Annotated in this window: 16 protein-coding genes; 9 read left to right on the plus strand and 7 right to left on the minus strand. The window is 73.1% G+C overall.

What is annotated here, in order from left to right; all coding sequences use genetic code 11:
• Nucleotides 1-232: 232 nt before the first annotated feature.
• Complete coding sequence (locus ABTY20_RS23390) at nt 233-877, minus strand: MBL fold metallo-hydrolase (RefSeq protein WP_351998977.1); 645 nt, start codon at nt 875-877, stop codon at nt 233-235.
• 204 nt (nt 878-1081) lie between these two features.
• Between ABTY20_RS23390 and ABTY20_RS23395 the strand changes: the two genes are divergently transcribed.
• The gene (locus ABTY20_RS23395) at nt 1082-1507 is read left to right on the plus strand and encodes a MarR family winged helix-turn-helix transcriptional regulator (protein WP_351998978.1); all 426 of its coding nucleotides are present in this window, start codon (nt 1082-1084) and stop codon (nt 1505-1507) included.
• Between the two features lie 20 nt (nt 1508-1527).
• Here the strand turns inward: ABTY20_RS23395 and ABTY20_RS23400 are convergent, their stop codons facing one another.
• From ABTY20_RS23400 to ABTY20_RS23420, 4 genes are all read right to left on the minus strand, one after another.
• Complete coding sequence (locus tag ABTY20_RS23400) at nt 1528-1716, minus strand: hypothetical protein (protein ID WP_351998979.1); 189 nt, start codon at nt 1714-1716, stop codon at nt 1528-1530.
• 1084 nt (nt 1717-2800) lie between these two features.
• Nucleotides 2801-3127 (minus strand): hypothetical protein, encoded by a 327-nt coding sequence (locus tag ABTY20_RS23410; RefSeq protein WP_351998980.1) that lies wholly within the window; start codon nt 3125-3127, stop codon nt 2801-2803.
• A gap of 825 nt (nt 3128-3952) precedes the next feature.
• A complete protein-coding gene (locus ABTY20_RS23415) occupies nt 3953-4138 on the minus strand; it encodes a hypothetical protein (protein WP_351998981.1) in 186 nt (61 codons plus the stop codon).
• Between the two features lie 317 nt (nt 4139-4455).
• On the minus strand, nt 4456-5655 hold the full coding sequence (locus tag ABTY20_RS23420) for a L,D-transpeptidase family protein (protein WP_351998982.1): 1200 nt from the start codon (nt 5653-5655) through the stop codon (nt 4456-4458).
• Nucleotides 5656-5869: 214 nt separating this feature from the next.
• On the opposite strand from ABTY20_RS23420, the gene ABTY20_RS23425 reads away from it, so the two are divergent.
• The 6 genes from ABTY20_RS23425 (at nt 5870) to ABTY20_RS23450 (ending at nt 14655) form a co-directional block, all read left to right on the plus strand.
• Nucleotides 5870-7066: a lipid II:glycine glycyltransferase FemX gene (locus tag ABTY20_RS23425; RefSeq protein ID WP_351998983.1), complete on the plus strand. Its 1197-nt coding sequence runs from the start codon at nt 5870-5872 to the stop codon at nt 7064-7066.
• Nucleotides 6991-8730 (plus strand): murein biosynthesis integral membrane protein MurJ, encoded by a 1740-nt coding sequence (murJ, locus tag ABTY20_RS23430; protein ID WP_502991869.1) that lies wholly within the window; start codon nt 6991-6993, stop codon nt 8728-8730. The genes ABTY20_RS23425 and murJ overlap by 76 nt, the downstream gene beginning before the upstream one ends.
• Nucleotides 8731-8753: 23 nt before the next feature.
• The gene (locus tag ABTY20_RS23435) at nt 8754-9437 is read left to right on the plus strand and encodes a response regulator (RefSeq protein ID WP_351998985.1); all 684 of its coding nucleotides are present in this window, start codon (nt 8754-8756) and stop codon (nt 9435-9437) included.
• Nucleotides 9438-9559: 122 nt separating this feature from the next.
• A complete protein-coding gene (locus tag ABTY20_RS23440; protein ID WP_351998986.1) occupies nt 9560-10990 on the plus strand; it encodes an ATP-binding protein in 1431 nt (476 codons plus the stop codon).
• The gene (locus ABTY20_RS23445) at nt 10987-11586 is read left to right on the plus strand and encodes a hypothetical protein (protein WP_351998987.1); all 600 of its coding nucleotides are present in this window, start codon (nt 10987-10989) and stop codon (nt 11584-11586) included. Before ABTY20_RS23440 ends, ABTY20_RS23445 begins: the two co-directional genes overlap by 4 nt.
• Nucleotides 11587-11910: 324 nt before the next feature.
• Entirely contained in the window at nt 11911-14655 is a 2745-nt protein-coding gene (locus ABTY20_RS23450) for an alpha/beta hydrolase (RefSeq protein WP_351998988.1), read from the plus strand.
• Between the two features lie 281 nt (nt 14656-14936).
• Here ABTY20_RS23450 and ABTY20_RS23455 read toward each other — a convergent pair whose 3' ends face one another.
• A complete protein-coding gene (locus tag ABTY20_RS23455; RefSeq protein WP_351998989.1) occupies nt 14937-15635 on the minus strand; it encodes a FadR/GntR family transcriptional regulator in 699 nt (232 codons plus the stop codon).
• A 150-nt stretch (nt 15636-15785) separates the two neighbouring features.
• On the opposite strand from ABTY20_RS23455, the gene ABTY20_RS23460 reads away from it, so the two are divergent.
• Together ABTY20_RS23460 and ABTY20_RS23465 are read left to right on the plus strand one after the other, a co-directional pair.
• Complete coding sequence (locus tag ABTY20_RS23460; RefSeq protein ID WP_351998990.1) at nt 15786-17522, plus strand: IlvD/Edd family dehydratase; 1737 nt, start codon at nt 15786-15788, stop codon at nt 17520-17522.
• 33 nt (nt 17523-17555) lie between these two features.
• The gene (locus ABTY20_RS23465) at nt 17556-18743 is read left to right on the plus strand and encodes a fumarylacetoacetate hydrolase family protein (RefSeq protein ID WP_351998991.1); all 1188 of its coding nucleotides are present in this window, start codon (nt 17556-17558) and stop codon (nt 18741-18743) included.
• Nucleotides 18744-18794: 51 nt separating this feature from the next.
• On the opposite strand, the gene ABTY20_RS23470 is transcribed toward ABTY20_RS23465, so the two are convergent.
• Nucleotides 18795-20485: glycoside hydrolase family 3 C-terminal domain-containing protein (locus ABTY20_RS23470; RefSeq protein ID WP_351998992.1), on the minus strand; the 1691-nt coding region annotated here is incomplete at its 5' end.

Below are 20485 nucleotides of genomic sequence, written 5' to 3' on the forward strand. Positions count from 1 at the left end.
GCCCGGGTGATCAGTGACGCGGAGTGTCACGGGTCGCCGGGTCGCCGGTCACAGCGCAGCACTGCCGGCACGGTGGTGGCGATCTTCCCCGCGGGCAGAGCGCGCCACCGTGAGCCGTCCTCTTGAGGCGGTCGCGTATCAGGGCGGCGAGCGTGGTCACGTTCACCCGCGAAGGTTCCGGTTGCCGCGCACCGAGGCGTCCGGACCCAGCCGCTCCCCGGGGGCCGGAGGCCTACAGCTGGACGGTGGTGCCGGGCTCGAGGCGGTCGATCGGGATACCGGTCAGGCCCTTCTCGCCGAGGAGATGGGCGGTGGAGTGCCGGCCGAGGTCGCTGAGCATGAGTTCGTGGATCTGGATGATGCGCTCGGGGCCGACTGCGCGGACGTAGTCGGCGGCTTCGCCGAGCTTCGTCCAGGGGCCGCTGGTCGGCAGCAAGAGGGTGCGTACGGGAGCGTCGGGCACGAAGTAGGCGTCGCCGGGATGGTAGACGGCCCCGTCGTCGAGGAGGTAGCCGACGTTGTCGGGGCACGGGATGTCGGCGTGGATCAGCGCGTGGCGGTGGCCGTGGACGGTGGCGGTGAGGGAACCGACGCTGAAGGTGTCGCCTGCGGCGACGGCGTGAACGCGGCCCTCGTGGTTGCCGAGGGCGGCCGCGACAGCGGCCGTGCCGTAGACCTGCAGCCCGGGCCGGGCTTCGAGAGCAGCGGCGACGAGCTTTTCGTCGAAGTGGTCAAAGTGTTCGTGGGTGATCAGGACGGCGTGGGCCCGGGCGACGGCCTCTGCCGCGTCCGGGGTGAAGGTGCCGGGGTCGATGACCAGGCGGGTGCCGCCCTTCTCGAGCGTGACGCAGGCGTGGGCGTGCTTGGTGAGCTGCACAGCGGATCCTTTCCGAGCCGACCGAATTTCTACAACCAGACTGTACAGTATGGCTGTAGACATCGCGTCGCGAGGGTCGCCTGCGGCTCGACTCCGGCACCCCCTCCCCCTCGCGACAGCGAGGGTCGGGGCTCCCCTGCAGCAGGAGAGCAGAATGCAGCCAAGGTGTACAGTTTGGTTGATGGGTACGGGTAAGCTGGCCTCATGGACGAGAATCAGCTGGCTGAAGAGCTTCGCCTGGCTGTCGGACGGCTCGTGCGCACTGTGCGCACCGCCGACAAGATGCCGCCCGGCGAGGCCGCCGTCCTGGGCTACCTGGACCGCAGCGGCCCGCTGACCACCGCCGACATCGCACAACAGCGGGGAGTCAGTCACCAGTCGGCCGCCAAGGCGGTCAAGGAGCTCCTGGCTCAGGGCCTTGTGCGTGCCGAGGCGCACCCCAGTGACGGGCGCAAGTTGCTGCTCCACCTCACCCCGACGGGAAGTGGCCGTCTGGCCGAGGAGCGCCGAAGGCGTGCCGACTGGCTCGGCACCGCGATCAACGATGTCCTCAGTTCCGATGAACGAAAGACGCTTGAGGCGGCGTTGCCTCTGCTCTCGCGCCTGGCCACACACCTGAACGGCAGGTAGCCCAGGGACCGTCACTTGGATCACCGAGTGCTGTGCATCGTGAAGTCGCAGGTCACCAGTCCGGTGTGCGCGATCAGCAGAACCGCCCGCCCCGCCACCCGGCCGGGCGTCGGGGCGACGGTCCCGATCGTCTCCTTGGCGGCCCGGCCCCGGCCGCCGGCCTTCTCGCTGATGACCTTCGTCGAGACATCGGACACCGAAGGGCGCACGGCGGACCTCCAGTGCCCGGCTGGCCGTCCGATACCGGGCGGACGATCCGCAGGCAGTCGCCCGTGAAGAGGATGTCGGGGGCGGCGGAGCAGCCGCGCTGACGGTGGTGTCGGGCGGGGGGCCCTGCTCTTCCTGATGCTGTCGGTCGTGGCGGCATTCCTCGTGGCGCGGGAGCGGCGCGCGCACTCGATGCCTGATCGGACGTCCCGGGACGAGCAGCGGCACGGCGGCGACGAAGGGGCGTCCCGGTGAGAGCGTGCGCCGGCTGGGAAACCCGGCGTGACGTGGTGGGGTGCTCCGCATGACAAGGAGGGACGGCTCCAGATCGCCGAGTCCGCAGCCGGCTCGGGGCACCGGACCTCGCGGTCCGGACGAGGCTCCTCCTGACGGTCGACCTACGGGGGTGCCCGGGCCGGAAGGATCGAGGCATGGAGTGGACCGCTGCCGTCAGCGTCCTGGTCTTCGACTTCGGCGGTCCCGGCGGCTCCGGGGTGTCGACGCGTCCCCTCTTCGCCGCCGATGAGCACCTGGAGCTCCACAAGCGCTACGACCTGGTCGGCTTCGACCCGCGGGGCCGGGGAGAGTGCCGGTGTGAAGTGCCTGGACGACAAGACCATGGATGCCCGGCCGGCCCCTGGAGGGCCACGCGTCGGCTTCGCCCGTTCCGCGCACGGCGAGTTCCTGCAGACGGGCCAGTTCGGCCGCGTGCTCGCCCACCCGCACACCCAGCAGCCCGTAGGGGAGGGGCACCGCGCCCGCGACGGGCAGGGGGACCGAGGGACCGAGCACGGCCGGCGCCTCGGGCCGGTCGCGTTCGTCACCGCAGGGATCCTCGGTCCGTCCGTCGTCGGCGGTACCCCCGTCGGTGAGGAGACGGGACGCGCACTCGACGGAACGGCGCGCGTACTCGGGTTCCACCTCGCAGGAGGGGGTGAGCAGCACGCCGCACCACACCCACGGGACGGTCGTGACGGCCGGCAGACCAAGGCCTGCCCGAGCCGTGCACCGAGGTGGTCGCGGGGCCGCGCCGTCAGTCGTCGGACCGCCCCCCGAAGGGCCGGGCCGACAACTGACGGGTCGCGCTTACCTGACGTGGAAGCCGAACACGCGATAGGTGTCGGCACCGGTGAAGGGAGCCGAGGTGTGGGGTTCGAGCACGTCGACCTTCCATCCCTGGCCCGTGGTCCAGAAGAGGACCACTTCCTCGGCACCCGAGGAGAAGGAGGTGACGCCCTCCTGGTTGAGCGAGACGCTACCGGGGTCTTTCCAGCACCTGGTGTGTTCCGCACCGTTCTGCGAGTACGTCACCTTGACGAGGTCGGCGGCGGTGCCGCAGTCGACCTCCTCGGTGGCGAAGGCAGGCGCCGCCGGAAGCACGGCAGTCAGCGCGGCAGCGGTCAGGACACTCAACGCTAACCTCTTGGACCGGCTCTTCATCAGCTTCGATTCCCTTCCAACGGAGTCCCGGGGAACAGGTGTCGACTGCATTCTTGGTCACCGACACGCATATATTCAAGAGTTCAACTAAATTTTGTGCGATTCGGTCGCCGGTGACCTCCGTATCGACGCCCCGCATCGAAGACCTGCCGGACGACGGCCACCGCGTTCCCCACCGCTCCCGTCCCGGTCGACGCGCCGGCCGGGCGACCTCCATGGCGGCACAGGACGTGCCCCTCCCGGCACTGGTTCCGCACTGGGCCGGAGCCGGCCGGATGCCGTCGGTCCGAGGACGGGATCCGCCGGGCGGGTCGCGGCGCGACCGACGACGATCGCCGGGCCGGATCGCCCGGCCTGTTGCGAGCTGGGGTCCCAGCCCCGCACAGCGGTGACGAGTCGGGAGGCGAGCGCATGACACGGCGTCAGGACGGCACCCGGCAGGCCGGATCGGCGGAGGTGGTACGAGGGCGGACCCGCTGGGGGGGAGTGGTTGCCTCGGTACCCGGGGTTCCGGCGCTCGTGGCGATGGGGGTGCTGTGCGGCACCGACTGACAGGCCCCTCTCCCCCACGCAGGTCAGTCCGCGGCCCGCACGCGACGACGTGCCGTGCCCTCCGGAAGACGTCCCGGGAGCCGGGCCCGCTGCCCGCACGGCCGAGCCGCCCGACACGTCCTTCCGTCACTCGCCGAGTGCGCGGTCACCCGCCGGCGTGTGCCGACGCGGGCCTGCCTCGTTCACCGGCCGGCCCGCACGGGCGGCGGGTGCAGGCGTGCCGCCCCGTGCGGGGGCTGCCGGGGCCTAAAGGACGCCGGGAGGCATCTTCGGCTCGAAAACGCTCTGCGGCGCGCTCGGCCGGGAGGAGGACGTCCGGTGCAGTACCTGGGCCAGATCGCGGTGTATCCGGTCGGCTTCCCCGCGGACCTGGACGGGGACGTCGCCGCGTTCGGCCACGAGGCGGTCGTAGACGGGGGTCTGCTGGAACACGACGGGGCGGTTTCCCTTCAGTGGGCGGTTCGCGGACTGAGGCAGCATACGGGCTCCGGCCACACCCTGCTGGAAGCGGGCGCTCAGACCGGGAGGACGGGAACGGCGGCCCCGGTCGTCCGGTCGCCGTCGAAGAGCGGTGAACCGAAGAAGGCGGAAGCCGGCTGCTTGCCCGCTCCCCGGCAGTGGCCCCGGTGCCGGGAACCGGCCTCCGGTCGCCGGTGATCGCCGCAGCGGACGCGTTTCCCGCCACACGACCATGACCGTCGGCCAGGAGCTCGTCGGGCCGGGGAACGCCCCGCCGGCAGGGGCCGTCCTCACCGCAGCGCGCTCTTCTGCCGCCAGGCCGTCCACGACACGTTCCACGCGCCGAAGCCGTTCCCCGGGTCGACCACGCCCTTGGTCTCCTCGCCCGTGATCTCGAACGGGTCGCCCGGCCGTACCTGTCCGTAGAACCAGGCGGCGTCCTCGTCGCTCATGCCTATGCAGCCCGAACTGCGGTTGGCGTTGCCGAAGTGGGGGGCGTTCCACGGGGCGGCGTGCGCGTACATGCCCGACCAGGTCAGCCGCATCGAGTAGTCGACCATCTTGTCGTAGGCGTCGCCTAGGCCGACCGTCTCGGAGTTCATGTTGATCGTGCCCTCCTTGGCCATGAGCACGGCCGTTCCGCGCCAGGAGCGCTTGTCGCCACCGGGCGTGCCCCCGGAGACCGGGATGCTCCGGACGGTCCTGCCGTCGCGTACCAGCGTCAGCCGGTGGCGGTCGAGGTCGACCTCGACGATCTGCCGGGCACCGACGGTGAAGGTCGTCGTGTAGTCGCGCACGAACCAGCCGCCGTCGGGGCCCGAGTCGGTGCCGTTCAGTTCGGCATGCAGCGTCACCTTCGTCCCCGGCTTCCAGTACGACTTCGGACGCCAGTCGACCCGGTCCCTGCCCGACCAGTCGCGTATCCACCCCCAGGAGCCCTCGGTGCCGTCCGAGGTGGTGACCTCGAGCTGCTTCTCGACCTCGGCCCGGTTCCCGACCGGGTTGTCGAAGACCAGGGAGATCGGCTGGGCCACGCCGACGGTGGTGCCGGTGCCCGGACGCCAGTCGACCTTGTTGACCTTGTCCGCCCCGGTCGTGGTGAAGGAGACCTTCGTCGTGGCGGTACCGCCCTCGGTCCGGGTCGCGGCGGCGACCGTGTACGCGGTGCCGGGCGCGGTCTTGCGGTCCGAGATCCACTTTCCGCCACCGGCCGCGACCTTGCCGGACAGACGGCGGCCGTCGGCGTCGGTGACGGTCACCGAGGTGAGACGGCCGTGCGAGGCGGTGACCGTCACCGGTCGGCCCGGCGCGGCCCGCCGCCCCTCGGGTGTGACGGTGACCGTGACGGGCCGGTCGTCGGACCGCCCGGTCCGCGGTGCGTCCGAAGCGGTCGGCGACGAGCTCGACGAGCAGGCGGCGAGCGGCGCCAGCAGGGCCGCCACGACGACGGCCCGTACCGGGGCATGGGCGGACACACGTGTGGGGTGCAAGGGGACCTCCGTGACGGACGACTGCGCGGTGACGAGCGGACGACCGTGACTCTAGATCCGGAAAAGGCCAGGTCAGTCGTTACGGAACAAGGTGACGGCGGTTGGTGCGGAACGGTCATGCTCCCGTCACATTCGCCGCGCGGAGCGGTCACGGTCCGCTGTGAGCATCGTCGGCGTCCCTGCGACAAGCCGGGGAGAAAGTGAGGATCGGACCGTGTCAGCACTCCTCGTACCGCCAGGCCGCGTCCCCTCGGTGGGGAAGGGCCCCGTGTCCCTCGGGCCGGTCACGCCCGGGGCCTACCGCGACTTCCTGGCGTCGCCCGCCGGCCGGGCCCTCGGCCCCGGCTTCCTGCAGTGTCCTTCCTGGGCCGACGTCAAGGAGGGCTGGCGGGCCCGGTTGCTCGGCTGGGGAACGGATCCGGGATCGGGGGCGCTCAGCGGCGTGGCGCTGGTGCTGCTGCGCCAGTTCCCCGGCACCCGCAGGTACTTCGCCTACCTTCCCGAGGGGCCCGTGGCCGACTGGGCGGATCCCGGGATCGACGTCTGGCTCACGCCGCTGCTCGGCCATCTGCGCGAGGCGGGCGCGTTCGCCGTGCGCATGGGCCCCTCGCCCGCGTACCGGCGCTGGGACGCCTCCGCGCTGAAGCCGCTCGCCGGGCCGGGCCGCCGGCTGGGCGACGTGCTCGCCAGCGAGGTCGACCCGCTCGGCACCGCCGTCGCCGAGCGACTGCGCGCCCGGGGGTGGCGCCGCTGCGGCGGTGACGGGGCCTCGGGCGACGGGGACGCCCAGCCCCGCCACGTCTTCCGGATACCGCTGGCCGGACGCACCACCGAGGAGCTGTGGTCCGGGCTCAACCAGGAGTGGCGGCGCAACGTCCGGCGCGCCCGGAAGGAAGGCGTGGAGGTGGTCGTGGGCAGTGCCGCCGAACTCCCCGAGTTCCACCGGCTGCTGGGCATCACCGAGCAGCGCGACGGCTTCCGGCTCGGCCGCTCCCTCGCCTACTACGAGCGTCAGTACGCGGCGCTCAACGCCGAGGAGCCGGGCCGGATGAAGCTGTATCTCGCCCGTCACCGCGGTGAGGTCCTCGCCGCCCACACGATGATCACGGTGGGCCGCCGGGTCTGGTACCAGACCGGGGCGTCGGCCGACCACCGCCGCGAGGTGAGGCCCTCCAACGCCCTGCAGTGGCGGATGCTGCAGGACGCCCACGCCCTCGGCGCTGACGTCTACGACATGCGCGGGGTACCCTCCACACTCGACCCTGCCGAACGTGCGTACGGACTGCTGCGGTGGAAGCTCGGCACCGGCGGGCAGGTCGTCGAGACGTTGGGGGAATGGGAGAGACCGTTGGGCGGCACCGCCAACCAGACGCTGTACCGCGCCTTCCAGGCGTACCTGAACCGCCGGTGAGCGCCACGACTCCGACCGGTACGGACGGCGCCGCCCCCCGGCCGGACGGCGGGCGGTCCGACGACGGCGGCACCGGTGCGAAGGCGGCCTCCACGGCACGCAGCAGTGCCGTCATGGCCGCCGGGTCGATCGTCTCCCGGGGCACCGGTTTCGCCCGCTCCGCCGTGGTCGCGGCGGCGCTCGGCACCATCGGGCCGACCGCCGACGGCTACGCGGTCGGCAACTCCCTGCCCACCATCGTCTACATGCTCCTCCTCGGCGGCGCGCTCAACGCCGTCTTCGTCCCCGAGCTGGTCAAGGCGGCCAGGGAGCACGAGGACGGTGGCGTCGCGTACACCGACCGGCTCGTCACCGTCTGCGTGGCCGGCCTGCTGGCGATCACCGCGACCGCGGTGTGGGCGGCTCCCGCGATCGTCGACGCGTACACCGACTACAGCGGCCGGCAGGCCGCCATGACGACCGCGTTCGCCCGTCACTGCCTGCCGCAGATCCTCTTCCTCGGGTTGTTCACCCTGCTCGGACAGGTCCTCAACGCACGCGGCCGGTTCGGCGCGATGATGTGGGCGCCGGTCCTCAACAACCTCGTCGTCATGGCCGTGTTCGGCCTGTACCTGACCCTCGCCACGGGCGGGGACACCCTCACCCCCGCCGAGACCGCCCTGCTCGGCTGGGGCACCACCGCCGGCATCGTCGTCCAGACCCTCGCCCTCCTCCCCGCGCTGCGCGCGGCGGGGTTCCGCTGGCGGCCCCGCTTCGACTGGCGCGGCAGCGGACTGACCCGCCCGTTGCGGTCGGCCTTCTGGCTGGTGCTGCTGGTGCTGGCCAACCAGGCCGCCTACTGGGTCACCACCCGGCTGGCGACGACCGCGGGCCTCGACGGCGGCCCCGGGTACAGCGCGTACAACAGCGCCTACGTCCTGTGGGTCGTACCGCACGGCATCATCACCGTCTCCCTGGTCACCGCGCTGATGCCCCGGATGAGCGCGTCCGCCGCCGACGGGGACACCGCCGCCCTGCGGCGCGACGTCTCCCGGGCGCTGCGCACCTCCGCGTCCGCCGTCGTACCCGCCGCGTGCATGCTGCTCGCCCTCGCCCGGCCGGTGATGGATCTCGTCTTCGGACACGGCAGGACCAGTGCCGCCGACACGGCGGCCATGGCCGCGATCCTGATGGCCTTCGCACCCGGGCTCGTCGCCATGTCGGGCCAGTACGTGCTCTCCCGCACCTTCTACTCGCTCTCCGACACCCGTACGCCGTTCCTGCTCAACCTGGTGATCGTCGTCCTCAACGCGGGACTGTCCGTGGCGGCGGCCCAACTACTGCCCGCCCGCTGGGCCGTGACCGGCATGGCGGCGGCGTACTCGGTGGCGCTCTGCGCGGGCTGGGCGGTGACCGCCCGGGTGCTGAGCCGCCGTCTCGCCGTCGCCCGTCCGCTGCGCTCGACCGCCGCGAGAACGCACGTGCGGCTCGTCCTCGCCGCCGTACCCGCCACCGTACTGGGCCATCTGGCCGCGCTGGGGGCCGCACGGGCGGGATCCCTCGCCGCCGCAACCGCCGGGGCCGCCGCCGTCGTGCTCTCCTTCGCCCTGCTCGCCCGGCCGCTGCGGCTCACCGAACTCGACGCCCTGCTCTCCGGCGCACGCCGGAGAGTGACCCGGACCTGACCACCACCGAGGGAGAACTGTTCATGCCCCGCGTGCTCCTCGTCGAGGACGACCCTTCCGTACGCGAAGGAGTCGAACTCGGTCTGCGCCGCCGTGGACACGAGGTACGGGTGGCCGCGACCGGCGAGGCCGGTCTCGCCGCGCTGGCCGAGTTCCGGCCCGATCTGATGCTGCTGGACCTGATGCTGCCCGGCATGAACGGAGTGCAGGTCTGCCGGCGGGTCCGCGAGCAAAGCCAGTTGCCGATCATCATGCTGACCGCGCGGGGGGACGACTTCGACGTGGTGATCGGCCTGGAGGCCGGTGCCGACGACTACATCGTCAAGCCCGCCCGCACCGAGGTGATCGAGGCCCGGATCTGCGCCGTGCTGCGCCGCATCGACAACACCGGCCAGGGCCGGACGGCCGTCGAGGTCCACGGCGAACTGGTCATCGACCGGACCGGGCTGAGCGTGACCAAGTCCGGCGAACGCCTCGCGCTGGCCCCCTCCGAGCTCAAGCTGCTGCTCCATCTGTCCGCCGCCCCCGATCAGGTGTTCAGCAGGCAGCAGTTGCTGGAACACGTGTGGGAGCACAGCTTCCACGCCGACGCACGACTGGTCGACGCCTGCGTCGCACGGCTGCGCGGCAAGATCGAGGACGGGGCGGGCAGTCCCCGCTACATCCAGACGCTGCGGGGCTTCGGCTACCGCTTCGGGCCGCTGTGACCTCCGGCCCGGCGCGGCGGCTCCTCCGCGCCCTCTGCGGCGCCGGTGGCCGGCGCCGCAGAGCCGACGACGGCGGGGCCGGGGACGCTCCCGCGGGGCAGGCGCGGGCCAGGGCGTTCGGCTTGCGCACCCGGCTGGTGTTCGCCTTCCTGCTGGTCGCCGCCGTCAGCGCGGGCACCACGTCCGCGCTGACCTACCGCGAGGCCCGCAACGCCCTGCTGAAGACCGCCCAGGACACCGCGGTCTCCTCCTTCCGTGACCAGGTCCAGCAGACCGGCTGGGCCCTGCCCGTGCAGCGGGAGGGGCTGGAGGAGATCCTGCGTGACATCGCCCGCAAGGGGAAGCCGCACCCCTGGGTGGTGTTCGCGGAGTACGGCTCGGTCCGCGCCTCCTCCGGCGAGAACCCCGTCTCCACCGTCATCACCCCCGAACTGCGCCGCGCCGCGCACGCCCACCCCAGCGGCAGCTTCGAGCGGGTCGTGAAGGACGGCGTGCCCTACCTGACCATCGCCATGCCCACCGTCATCAGGACCGGCCCCGAGGGCGTGCTGCCCAGCGGACTCGTCCTCTACGCCGTCATGCGGATGACCGACGAGCAGGTCAACGTCGACGCGCTCCTCGTGGCCGCCCGGGACGGCGCCCTGCCCGGCCTCGCCATCGCGCTGATCCCCGGCCTGATCGCCGCGCGCAGCGTGCTGCGGCCGGTGCGGGAACTGCGCCAGGCCGCCCAGAGCATGGGAAACGGCCGGCTCGACACCCGGATCACGGTGCGCGGCAGCGACGAACTGGCCGACCTCGCCCGCACCTTCAACGATTCCGCCGGCAACCTCGAACGCTCCGTACGCGACCTGCGCGAGGCCGAGGCACGCGCCCGCCGCTTCGCCTCCGACGTCTCCCACGAACTGCGCACACCGCTCACCGGAATGCTCGCCGTCACCGAGGTCCTCGACGAGGACGCCGACCGGCTGGACCCCGACACCGCCCGCGCGGTCCGGCTGGTCAGCACCGAGACCGGGAAGCTCGCCGTGCTCGTCGAGGACCTGATGGAGATCTCCCGCTTCGACGCCCGCGCCGCCGAGCTCAACACCGACGAGGTCGACGTCGCGGAGACCATCCGCAAGACGCTGCAGAACCGGCACTGGACCGACGGCCGCGTCCGCACCGAGCTGCCCCCCGGTATCCGCGCCCGGCTCGACCCGCGCCGCTTCGACGTCGTGATCGCCAACCTCGTCGGCAACGCACTGCGACACGGCGGCGCGCCCGTCACCGTGAGCCTGCGCGGCGAAGCACGCTCCCCCGGCCCACCCGTACTGATCACCCAGGTCGCCGACAGCGGGCCCGGCATCCGGCCCGACGTGCTGCCGCACATCTTCGACCGGTTCTACAAGGCCGACGCGGCACGTACCCGGTCGGCGGGCAGCGGCCTGGGGTTGGCGATCACCCAGGAGAACGTGCGGCTGCACGGCGGGACCGTCCGCGCGGGGAACCTCCCCGGAGGTGGTGCCGTCTTCACCGTCGAGATACCGCTCCACCTGGAAGGGGCCGGCGGATGAGGCGTGCGCGGATGTGCCGGGGGACCCGCGCGGCCGCCGTCGCGTCGGGGGTGCTGCTGCTCGGCGGCTGTGGCATCCAGGAGACCGACGTGATCGAGGCGGGCGGCCCCGCCTCCGTCCAGGCGTTCGTCGACCCCGACTACGACATGCTGCTCTTCTTCCACTCCCGCGACGGCGGGGTCCGTCCGGTGGTCCGGTCCATCGGGTCCGCGCCCGAGTACGGTCCCGAAGGCGGTCCGGTCTCCGGCCGGGACCCCGCCGACGCGGACGCCGTGCCCGTGCCGACGGAGAAGGTGATCATCGCGCTGCTCGGCGGTCCCGACGAACAGGACCGCAAGGCAGGGCTCAGCACGTCTCTTCCTCCTGCCCCACAGGTCGCGAGGGTCCAGGTGGAGGTCTCGCCCGGCGGGGAGGTCACGGCCGACCTGCCCATCGCACTGGACGGACTGGGCCGGACCGCGCTGCGCCAGCTGGTCTGCACCATCGCCTACAGCCACGACGCCGACGGCCGGGCCACCGTGCGACTCACGGGAAGGGACGGCGTGTCGGCCTCGAGGACCTGCGGCCTCGACCCGGCGTCGGGACGACGTCCCTGACGAGCCGCGCGAGGTCCCGGTGCGTGGCCGGTCCGCGGGGGCCGGACCGGGAGAGAGCCGCCTCGGTGCGGCTGCGGACCTCGATTCGGCGTCCGGTTCGTGTGCGCGGGCGCGGGGACCGGCATGCTCCGCGACGACGCGACGGGCAGCGATCCGCTGCACTGGCTTGATCGCATCGCCCGCCCGCCGTCGGCGTCTCCTCACGGACAACCCGCGGACACCACTCCCCCGTCCTAGGTGACGCGAGGGGCGCCCGAGATCGACGGGACGTCTGCGCACGGGGTTGTGAGGAGAGAACCATTGATCCGTGCCCGGCGAATATGTGTGACCGCCGTGGCGGTGCTGGCCGCCCTGGCGGGCTCGCCCGGACCAGCACAGGCCGAACAGTTGTACGCATCGGGGCCGTTGAGAACGACGGCCGACAATCCGCTTCCGCCGGGGTGGCGGATCGACCGGGAGGGCGGGGCGCGTGAGCTGGTCTGGCGCACGCCGAAGGCCGTGCCCATGGGGGACGCGCGGGTCGAGTTCCGTACCGGGGACCGGCTGCTCGGGGCGCCGAAGCCGGCGAGGGACGGGAGGACCTTCCGGCTCGCCCTCGGCGGGACGCCGCCCGAACAACTGACGGACCTCCGGGTGACGGCCGCGGGACGCCGGCTGGACGCGGCGGCCGACGACACGCACACGTCCGGCTCGCGCGTGGCACGGACGCCCGCGCAGGCGCCGGCGAACGACGTCGACCCGGGCGAACCCGGCTCGTACCGCACGGTCACCGGGAAGTACGACCTCGACCCGGTGCGCCTGCCCGGGTTCGACACCCCGGTGGAGATGACCGCCGAGGTGGTGGCGCCGAAGGGCGCCGCCGGCAGCCGGCCGCTCGCGCTGTTCCTGCACGGCCGCCACGGCACCTGTTACAAGCCGGGCTCCGAGGACGACGTGACCGGCGACTGGCCCTGTGCGGACGGCTACAAGCCGATCCCGAGCCACCTGGGCTATCTGCGCGACCAGCGACTGCTGGCCTCCCAGGGCTACGTGACGGTGTCCATCTCGGCGAACGGCATCAACGCCCAGGACTGGGAGGCCGAGGACGCCGGCGCGCAGGCGCGTTCCTCGCTGGTGCGGCAGCACCTCGCCCACTGGGCCGACTGGAGCGCCCGGCGCTCCTCCGCCCCGGCCGTCGTGCGCGAGGCGGTGAAGGCGGATCTCTCCCGTGTCCTGCTCGTCGGCCACTCGCGCGGTGGCGAGGGCGTCAACCGGGCCGCCATGGACAGCCTCTCCCCGCCGCCTGCCGCCGAGGACGGTTACCGGGGCCCGGTGCGCTGGAAGGTGCGCGGGACCGTGCTCATCGGACCGACGATCTTCGGCCAGAACCCGGTCGCCGACGTGCCGTCCGTGACGCTGCTGCCGGGCTGCGACGGCGATGTGTCGGACCTCCAGGGCGAGGAGTTCGTCGACGGGACGCGCGGGGTCAGCCGGGGCACGGCCCTGCACAGCGCGGTCTACATGGTCGGCGCCAACCACAACTACTTCAACAGCGAGTGGACCCCGGGCGAGGCCGTCGCACCGGCCGAGGACGACTTCCGGACCGACCCGGAGCAGCCGGACCCGGTGTGCACGCCGGGTGCCGCGACCCGGCTGACCGCCGCCCAGCAGCACAGGGCGGGCGCCACGTACATCGCCGCCGCGGCCCGGCTCTTCCTCGCCGGGGACGACCGGGTGCGTCCGCTGCTCGACGGTTCCGGCAGGCGGGCCCCGTCCGCGGACCCGGCACGGGTGCTGACCCACGCGGTCGGCGGCCGTCGCAGCGGTGGTCTCCTGCCGGACGGCGGGGTGAAGGTGACCGGAGCCCGGCTGTGCTCGGCGATCGACCCCGACCCGGCCGTGGCCTGTCTGGACCCGGACACCCCCGGCTCGTCACCGCACTTCGCGTGGTGGGAGACGGAACAGGAGACCGGCCGCAGCGCGGTGGACCTGAAGTGGTCCGCGCCGGGCACGGCCGCCCGCATCACTTCGGCCAGGCCGCTCTCCCTCCACGGTTCCCAGAAGCTCGCGCTCCGGGTCTTCGTACCGCCGAACACGACCGGCACGGAGTTCGACGTGTCCGTCACCGACTCCGCCGAGCGTCGGGTGACGCTGGGCTCGGTCCGGGTGGACGGGCTCCCGGGCTCCGAGAACACCGCCTCCCACTGGGCTCAGGAACTGCGCGTCCCGCTGTCGGCCGCGACCCGGGCCGGGCTCGACCTCGGGCATGTCAAGTCCCTCGAACTGACGCCCCGTTCGCAGACCGGGCAGGCCTGGCTGATGGACGCCTGGGGCTGGGCGCCCGGCATCGCGGCGGTGAAGGCGGCCGCATTGCCACGCGTCGACGTGGGCCGCACGATCGTCAAGGAGGGCGACTCGGGCACCCGCACCTACCGGATCCCGGTCGAGACCTCCGGGAAGGGCAGCGGGCAGGTCCGCGTGTACGTCCTCGACCCGGACGGCGGCCGGGCCGAGAACCGCCTCGTGACCGTACGGCCCGGCAGCGACGCGATCGACGTGCCGGTCGAGGTGAAGGGCGACACGGTCTACGGCGATGACGTGGAGCACGACATCGCCGTCAAGGCCGTCCGGGGTGCCGTCGTCGGCAAGCACCGGGGCGGGGTCACCGTCGAGAACGACGACCCCGAGCCGGTGATCACCCTGTCGCCGGTCGCGGACCGGGTGACCGAGGGGGAGACGCTGACCTGGCGGCTGTCCATGGACGTGCCCACGTCGGTGGACATGTGGGAGCCGGTGCGGGTGCTTCCCGTCACCGAGGGCGCCGAGCTGTCCACCAAGGACGTGGATCCGCAGTGGCTCAAGGACTCGTCCGGTGACGATTCCGACCCCGAGCGGCCGCTGTCCGACGCGCATCTGTGGGTGTGGCTGAACATCCCCCCGGGAAGCACCAGCGTGGACTTCGACGTGCCGACCGTACGGGACCAGGCGGCCGAGCCGGCCGAGTCAATGCGCCTCGCACTGACCGACCGCAACGCCGAGCCGCTGCCCGACGGGCCGGTGCTGACGGGGACGGTGCTCGACGAGCCGTGAGCACGGTGCGCGAGGGGGCGTGGGCAGCCTCGGGTGCGGGGTCCGGCCCGTCCGGGCCCCGCGCTCCACGAGGTCGCGTGGATCCCGACCGCCCCATGGCCTCGGATCGGCGCCGGCGGGGGCGGTACGGCGGGCACCGTCTCCTGAGCGGCGCGGCGGCCCGGCGCCGGGGCCGTCCGGCGCCGGGCCGCCGTGTGACCCCGTGCCGGTCCACCCGGCCGTGGCGGCGCCCGCGGGCGGCGGTGGCTCCCGTGGCATCGCGGGGTCGCGGCCGTGACGGGTCACACGGCGTCGCTCGGCATTCCGGGTGATCGGGCGATCTCCTCCTCGGCGGCCTCGATGACGGCCCGTACGGCGGCCGCGGCGGCCGCGGGATCGCGGGCCTCGACGGCCCGCACGACGGCGCGGTGACCCGGCAGCGAGGCCTCCACCGCGCCCGGGGTCCGGGTGCTGATGACGAAGCTGTGTTCCAGCGCGATCTCGACGGCTCGGCCCAGTGAGCCGAGGAGCCGGTTGCCGCCCGCGTCGAGCAGGGCCCGGTGGAAGGCGATGTCGGCCTCGACGTAGCCGCCGCGGCCGGGTGACGCCGCCGCGGCCTCCATGGCGGCCAGGGCGTCGTACAGGACGCGCACGTCGTCGGGCCCGGCCCGCTCGGCAGCGAGCCGGGCCGCCTCGGGCTCGACGATCCGTCGCAGTTCGCCCGTGTCGCGCAGCAGGGCCGCGGCGTCCCCGGCCTGTTTCCAGCGCAGTACGTCGCGGTCCAGGTGGTTCCAGTGCTCCGGGGGCTGCACGCGTGTGCCGGTGCGCGGCCGCACGTGCAGCATCCCCTTGGCCACCAGCGACTTGACCGCCTCCCGCAACACCCCCCGGCTGACGCCGATCCCGGCCGCGAGCGCGTCCTCGACCGGCAGCGGGTCCCCCGGCCCCCACGCGCCGCCCACGATGCGCCGCCCGAGCTCGTCGACCACGCGCTGGTGCATGGTCGGGAAGTTCGTCGTGATCTCCGCTCACCCCCTGGACGTCATTCATCGAATCATTTAATGATTGGGGCACAGGGTAGGGCCTGCGGGCCCGCGCCCGCCGACGCCCCATCGCGCAGCGTACGACGCCGGAGCCACGGGAGTGTGCACATGACCGACGGTCGGAGGACGAACCGCCGCAGCCAGGCATGGTTCGGCGCACAGGGCCGCAGCGGGATGCTGTACCGCTCCTGGATGCGCAACCAGGGGTTCGGGCACGAGGTGTTCGACGGGCGTCCCGTCATCGGCATCGCGACCAGCGCCTCCGAGCTCGCCCCGTGCAACGCCCATCTGACCCGCGTCGCCGAGGCCGTCAAGCGCGGGGTGTGGCAGGCGGGCGGCTTCCCGCTGCAGTTCCCCACCATGGCCACCGGCGAGACCCTGATGCGTCCCACCGCCATGCTGTACCGCAACCTCATGGCCATGGAGGTCGAGGAGCTGATCCGGGCCAACCCGCTCGACGGTGTCGTGCTGCTGTCCGGCTGCGACAAGACGACCCCCGCCATGCTCATGGGCGCCGCCAGCGTCGACCTGCCGGCCGTCATGGTCACCGGCGGGCCGATGCTCAACGGCAAGTACCGGGGCCAGGACGTGGGATCCGGCACCCATGTGTGGAAGTTCGAGGAGGACCTGAAGACCGGCCGGATGACCGAGGAGGAGTGCTTCTTCGCGGAAGGCTGCATGGCCCGCTCCAACGGGCACTGCATGACGATGGGGACCGCCTCGACGATGGCCTGCGTCGCCGAGGCGCTCGGCATGCAGCTGCCGGGCTCGGCGGCGTGGCCCGCGGTCGACTCCCGGCGGATGGAGACCGCCCAGGCGGCGGGGCGGCGCATCGTGGGGATGGTGGAGGAGGAGCTGCGGCCCTCGCGGATCCTGACGCGGGAGGCGTTCGAGAACGCCGTCCGGGTCAACGCGGCCATCGGCGGCTCCACGAACGCCGTCATCCATCTCACCGCCCTCGCCGGCCGCGTCGGCGTCGAGCTGAGCCTGCGGGACTTCGACGACCTGGTCCGCGCGGTGCCGACCCTGGTCAACCTGATGCCCAGCGGCACGTACCTGATGGAGGACTTCTGCTACGCGGGCGGGCTGCCCGCCGTCATGGCCGAACTGCTCGGCGGCGAACTGCTGCACGGGGAGCCGGTCACGGTCACCGGGCGCACCGTCGCCGAGAACACCGGGCACGCCGAACGCCTCGGCTCCGACGTCATCACCCCTCTCGACGCCCCCTTCCAGCCGGCCGGCACCGGAATCGCCGTCCTGCGCGGCAACCTGTGCCCCGACGGCGCCGTGATCAAGCAGTCCGCCGCGTCACCGCACCTGCTCACCCACCGCGGCCCCGCCCGCGTCTTCGACTCCCCCGAGGCCTATCACGAGGTCGCCGACGATCCGGAACTCGACGTCGACGAGAACACCGTCATCGTCATCCGCAACGCCGGCCCCCGGGGCTACCCCGGCATGCCCGAGGTCTCCAACGTCCCGCTGCCCGCCAAGCTGCTGAAGGCCGGCGTCACGGACATGGTGCGCGTCTGCGACGGCCGGATGAGCGGCACCGGCTACGGGACGGTGGTCCTCCACGTGGCGCCCGAGGCCGCCGTCGGCGGACCGCTCGCCCTGGTGCGCGACGGGGACCCCGTCGTCCTCGACGTCCCGAACCGCACCCTGCGCCTGGACGTGGACGACGCCGAGCTCGCGCGGCGCCGGCAGGAGTGGGCGCCGCCCGCCGAGCGGTACACCGGCGGCTACACCTGGCTCTACACCCAGCACGTGGAACAGGCCGACCGGGGCGCCGACTTCGGGTTCCTGCGCGGAAGCCGCGGACACGAGGTCCCCCGCGACTCCCACTGACCCGGCCCCCTCGCCCTCAGGAGAGCATCGATCGTGGAATCGGCAGCAGCGCGCCCCCGTCCGGTCCTCACCGCCGGCTCCGTCCTGCCGGAGGACGCCGATCGGGCCGCCCTCGTCGCGCGCGTCCACGACCCGGAAGGGGACGGGCCGTGCGTGGCCGCGGTCCGCGGCGAACGCGTCGTCGACCTGACGGCCCTCGCCCCCACCGTCTCCGGCCTCATGGAACGCGACGACGCGGCGACGGTCGTCCGGGAGGCCGACGGCAAACGCGCCTGGCGCCTGGACGACCTGCTGCAGGCACCGCCCGGCCGCCGGGACGTGCCGCATCTGCTCGCCCCCGTCGACCTCCAGGTGATCAAGGCCGCGGGCGTCACCTTCGCCCGGAGCCTGCTGGAACGCGTCGTCGAAGAGCGCGCGGGCGGCGATCCGGCGCAGGCCGCGAGGGTACGGGCCCGTGTCGGGCAGGTGGTGGGCGGCAGGCTCGACGGCATCCGTCCGGGGTCACCGGAGGCGGCCAGGGTCAAGGAGCTGCTCGTTTCGGAAGGACTGTGGTCGCAGTACCTGGAGGTCGGGATCGGTCCGGACCCGGAGGTGTTCACCAAGGCCCCCGTGCTGTCCGCGGTCGGCACCGGCGCCGACATCGGGGTGCTCGGTGCCTCCGCGTGGAACAACCCCGAGCCCGAGGCCGTCCTCGTCGTGGACTCGCGCGGCCGGGTACGCGGCGCGACGCTCGGCAACGACGTCAACCTCCGCGACGTCGAGGGACGCAGCGCCCTGCTGCTGTCCCGTGCGAAGGACAACAACGCCTCCTGTGCGATCGGCCCGTTCGTCCGCGTGCTCGACGAGGACTTCGGTCTCGACGCCGTACGCGGGCTCGACATCGACCTGCGGGTGGACGGTGCGGACGGCTACGTACTGCGGGGCGGCAGTTCCCTGCGCGAGATCAGCCGCGACGTACTGGACCTGGTGGCCGCCACACATGGCGCGCACCATCAGTACCCGGACGGCTTCGTGCTGTTCACGGGCACCCTGTTCGCCCCCACCGAGGACCGGAAGGCTCCGGGCGAGGGTTTCACCCACGAGTACGGCGACGTGGTACGGATCTCCAGCCCGCGCCTCGGCGCCCTGGTCAACACCGTCGTGCCCAGCGAGGAGGCCGCGCCGTGGACGTTCGGGGTGGGAGCGCTGATGCGCAGCCTCGCCCGCCGCGGCGTGCTGTGAGACGACCGCCCGGTGTGCGCGGCGCCGTGACGTGCGCCGCGCCTCCCCGGTTCAGGTGGCCACCGGCTTCTGCACGATCGTGGCGTGCAGGCGCCGCGTGTGGTCCACGTGGCGCTCGGCTCCGGTCAGCGCGACCCTGGCCGTCAGGCGCGGATCCGCGCTGGAGGCGGCCAGCCGCACCTCCAGTTCGCCCGGTTCGACGACGCGCCGGCCGTCGCGTCCGGTGAAGGAGGCGAGGTCGGCCGGGACGGCGACGCTCAGGCGCCGGGCCTCCCCCGGCTCCAGCTCCACCCGGGTGTAGCCGACGAGCCGCTGCACCGGCTGGACGACGGAGGCGACCGGGTCGTGCAGGTAGAGCTGGACGACCTCGGTGCCGGGCCGCCCGCCGGTGTTGCGGACGGTGAGGGAGAGGGCGAACTCGCCGTCCGTCGGGGTCTCCTGGACCTCCACGGCCAGGTCGGTCCAGTCGAACCGCGTGTAGGACAGGCCGTGGCCGAAGGCGAACGCGGGGGTCGGGTCGACGGTGGACACCCCGCTGGCGTGCGCGAGCCGCGCCCCGAGGTAGGTGCCCGGCTGGGAGCCCGGCGCGCGCGGGATGCCGACCGGGAGACGTCCGGAGGGATTGACCCGCCCGCTGAGCACCCCGGCGATCGCGTGCGTGCCCTCCTCGCCCGGAAAGAAGGACTGCACGATCGCCGCGGACTCCTCGACCGCGCGGCCGAGGGTGTAGGGCCGCCCGGCCAGCAGCACGGTCACTACCGGCGTGTCGAGGTCGAGCAGCGTGTCGAGCAGGCGCTGCTGCGCGCCGGGCAGGGCCAGTGTCCCGACGTCGCAGCCCTCGCCGCTGGTTCCCTGCCCGAAGAGTCCGGCGCGGTCGCCGAGCACCACCAGGGCGACGTCGGCCTCGCGCGCCACCCGCGCGGCCTCGTCGAGGCCGGAGAGGTCCCCGTCGTCGACGCCGGTGCCGCGGGCGTAGGTGATCTCGGCGTCGGGGAACTCGGCGGCGAGCGTCTCGTGCAGGGTGGGCAGCTCGATGCCGAGGGGGGTCCCCGGGTGGCGGACGCCGATGTGCTGGGGGAAGGAGTAGCAGCCCAGTACGGCGGTGGCCTCGGCCGCGTTGGGGCCGACCAGGGCGATGCGGCGGGGCCGGGCCAGCGGCAGGGTGCCGTCGTTGCTCAGCAGCACGACCGCCTCCTCGGCGAGCGTGCGGGCCAGGTCGCGGTTGTCCGGACCGTCCAGGTCGATCCGGCCTCGCAGGGCGGCCGGATCGACCGGGTCCGCCCCGTCGAGCGCCGCCGGCACGGGATCCCAGTCCGGGTCGAGCAGGCCGAGAACCACCTTCTGGGTGAGCACCCGGCGTACGGCACGATCGACCAGGTCCTCCGGAATGCGGCCGTCGGCGACGGCCTCGGTCAGGGGCGCCCCGTACGTCTTGACGTTGGGCAGTTCGACGTCGATGCCCGCGCGCAGCGCCGTGCCGGCGGCGTCGGCGAAGTCGCCCGCGACGCCGTGCAGGGTCTTGAGGAAGGCGATGGCGAAGTAGTCGGCGACGACGGTGCCCTCGAAGCCCCAGGTGTCGCGGAGCAGCCCGGTGAGCAGGTCCTCGTCGGCCGCGGACGGTATGCCGTCGGTGTCGGTGTAGGCGTTCATCACGGAGCGGGCGCCGCCCTCGCGGACCGCCATCTCGAACGGCGGCAGCAGCACGTCGGCGCGCTCGCGCGGCCCCACGGAGGTGGGGGCGA

Origin of the sequence: Streptomyces sp. NPDC126497 (genome assembly GCF_040302425.1) — a bacterium.
Classification (GTDB): domain Bacteria; phylum Actinomycetota; class Actinomycetes; order Streptomycetales; family Streptomycetaceae; genus Streptomyces.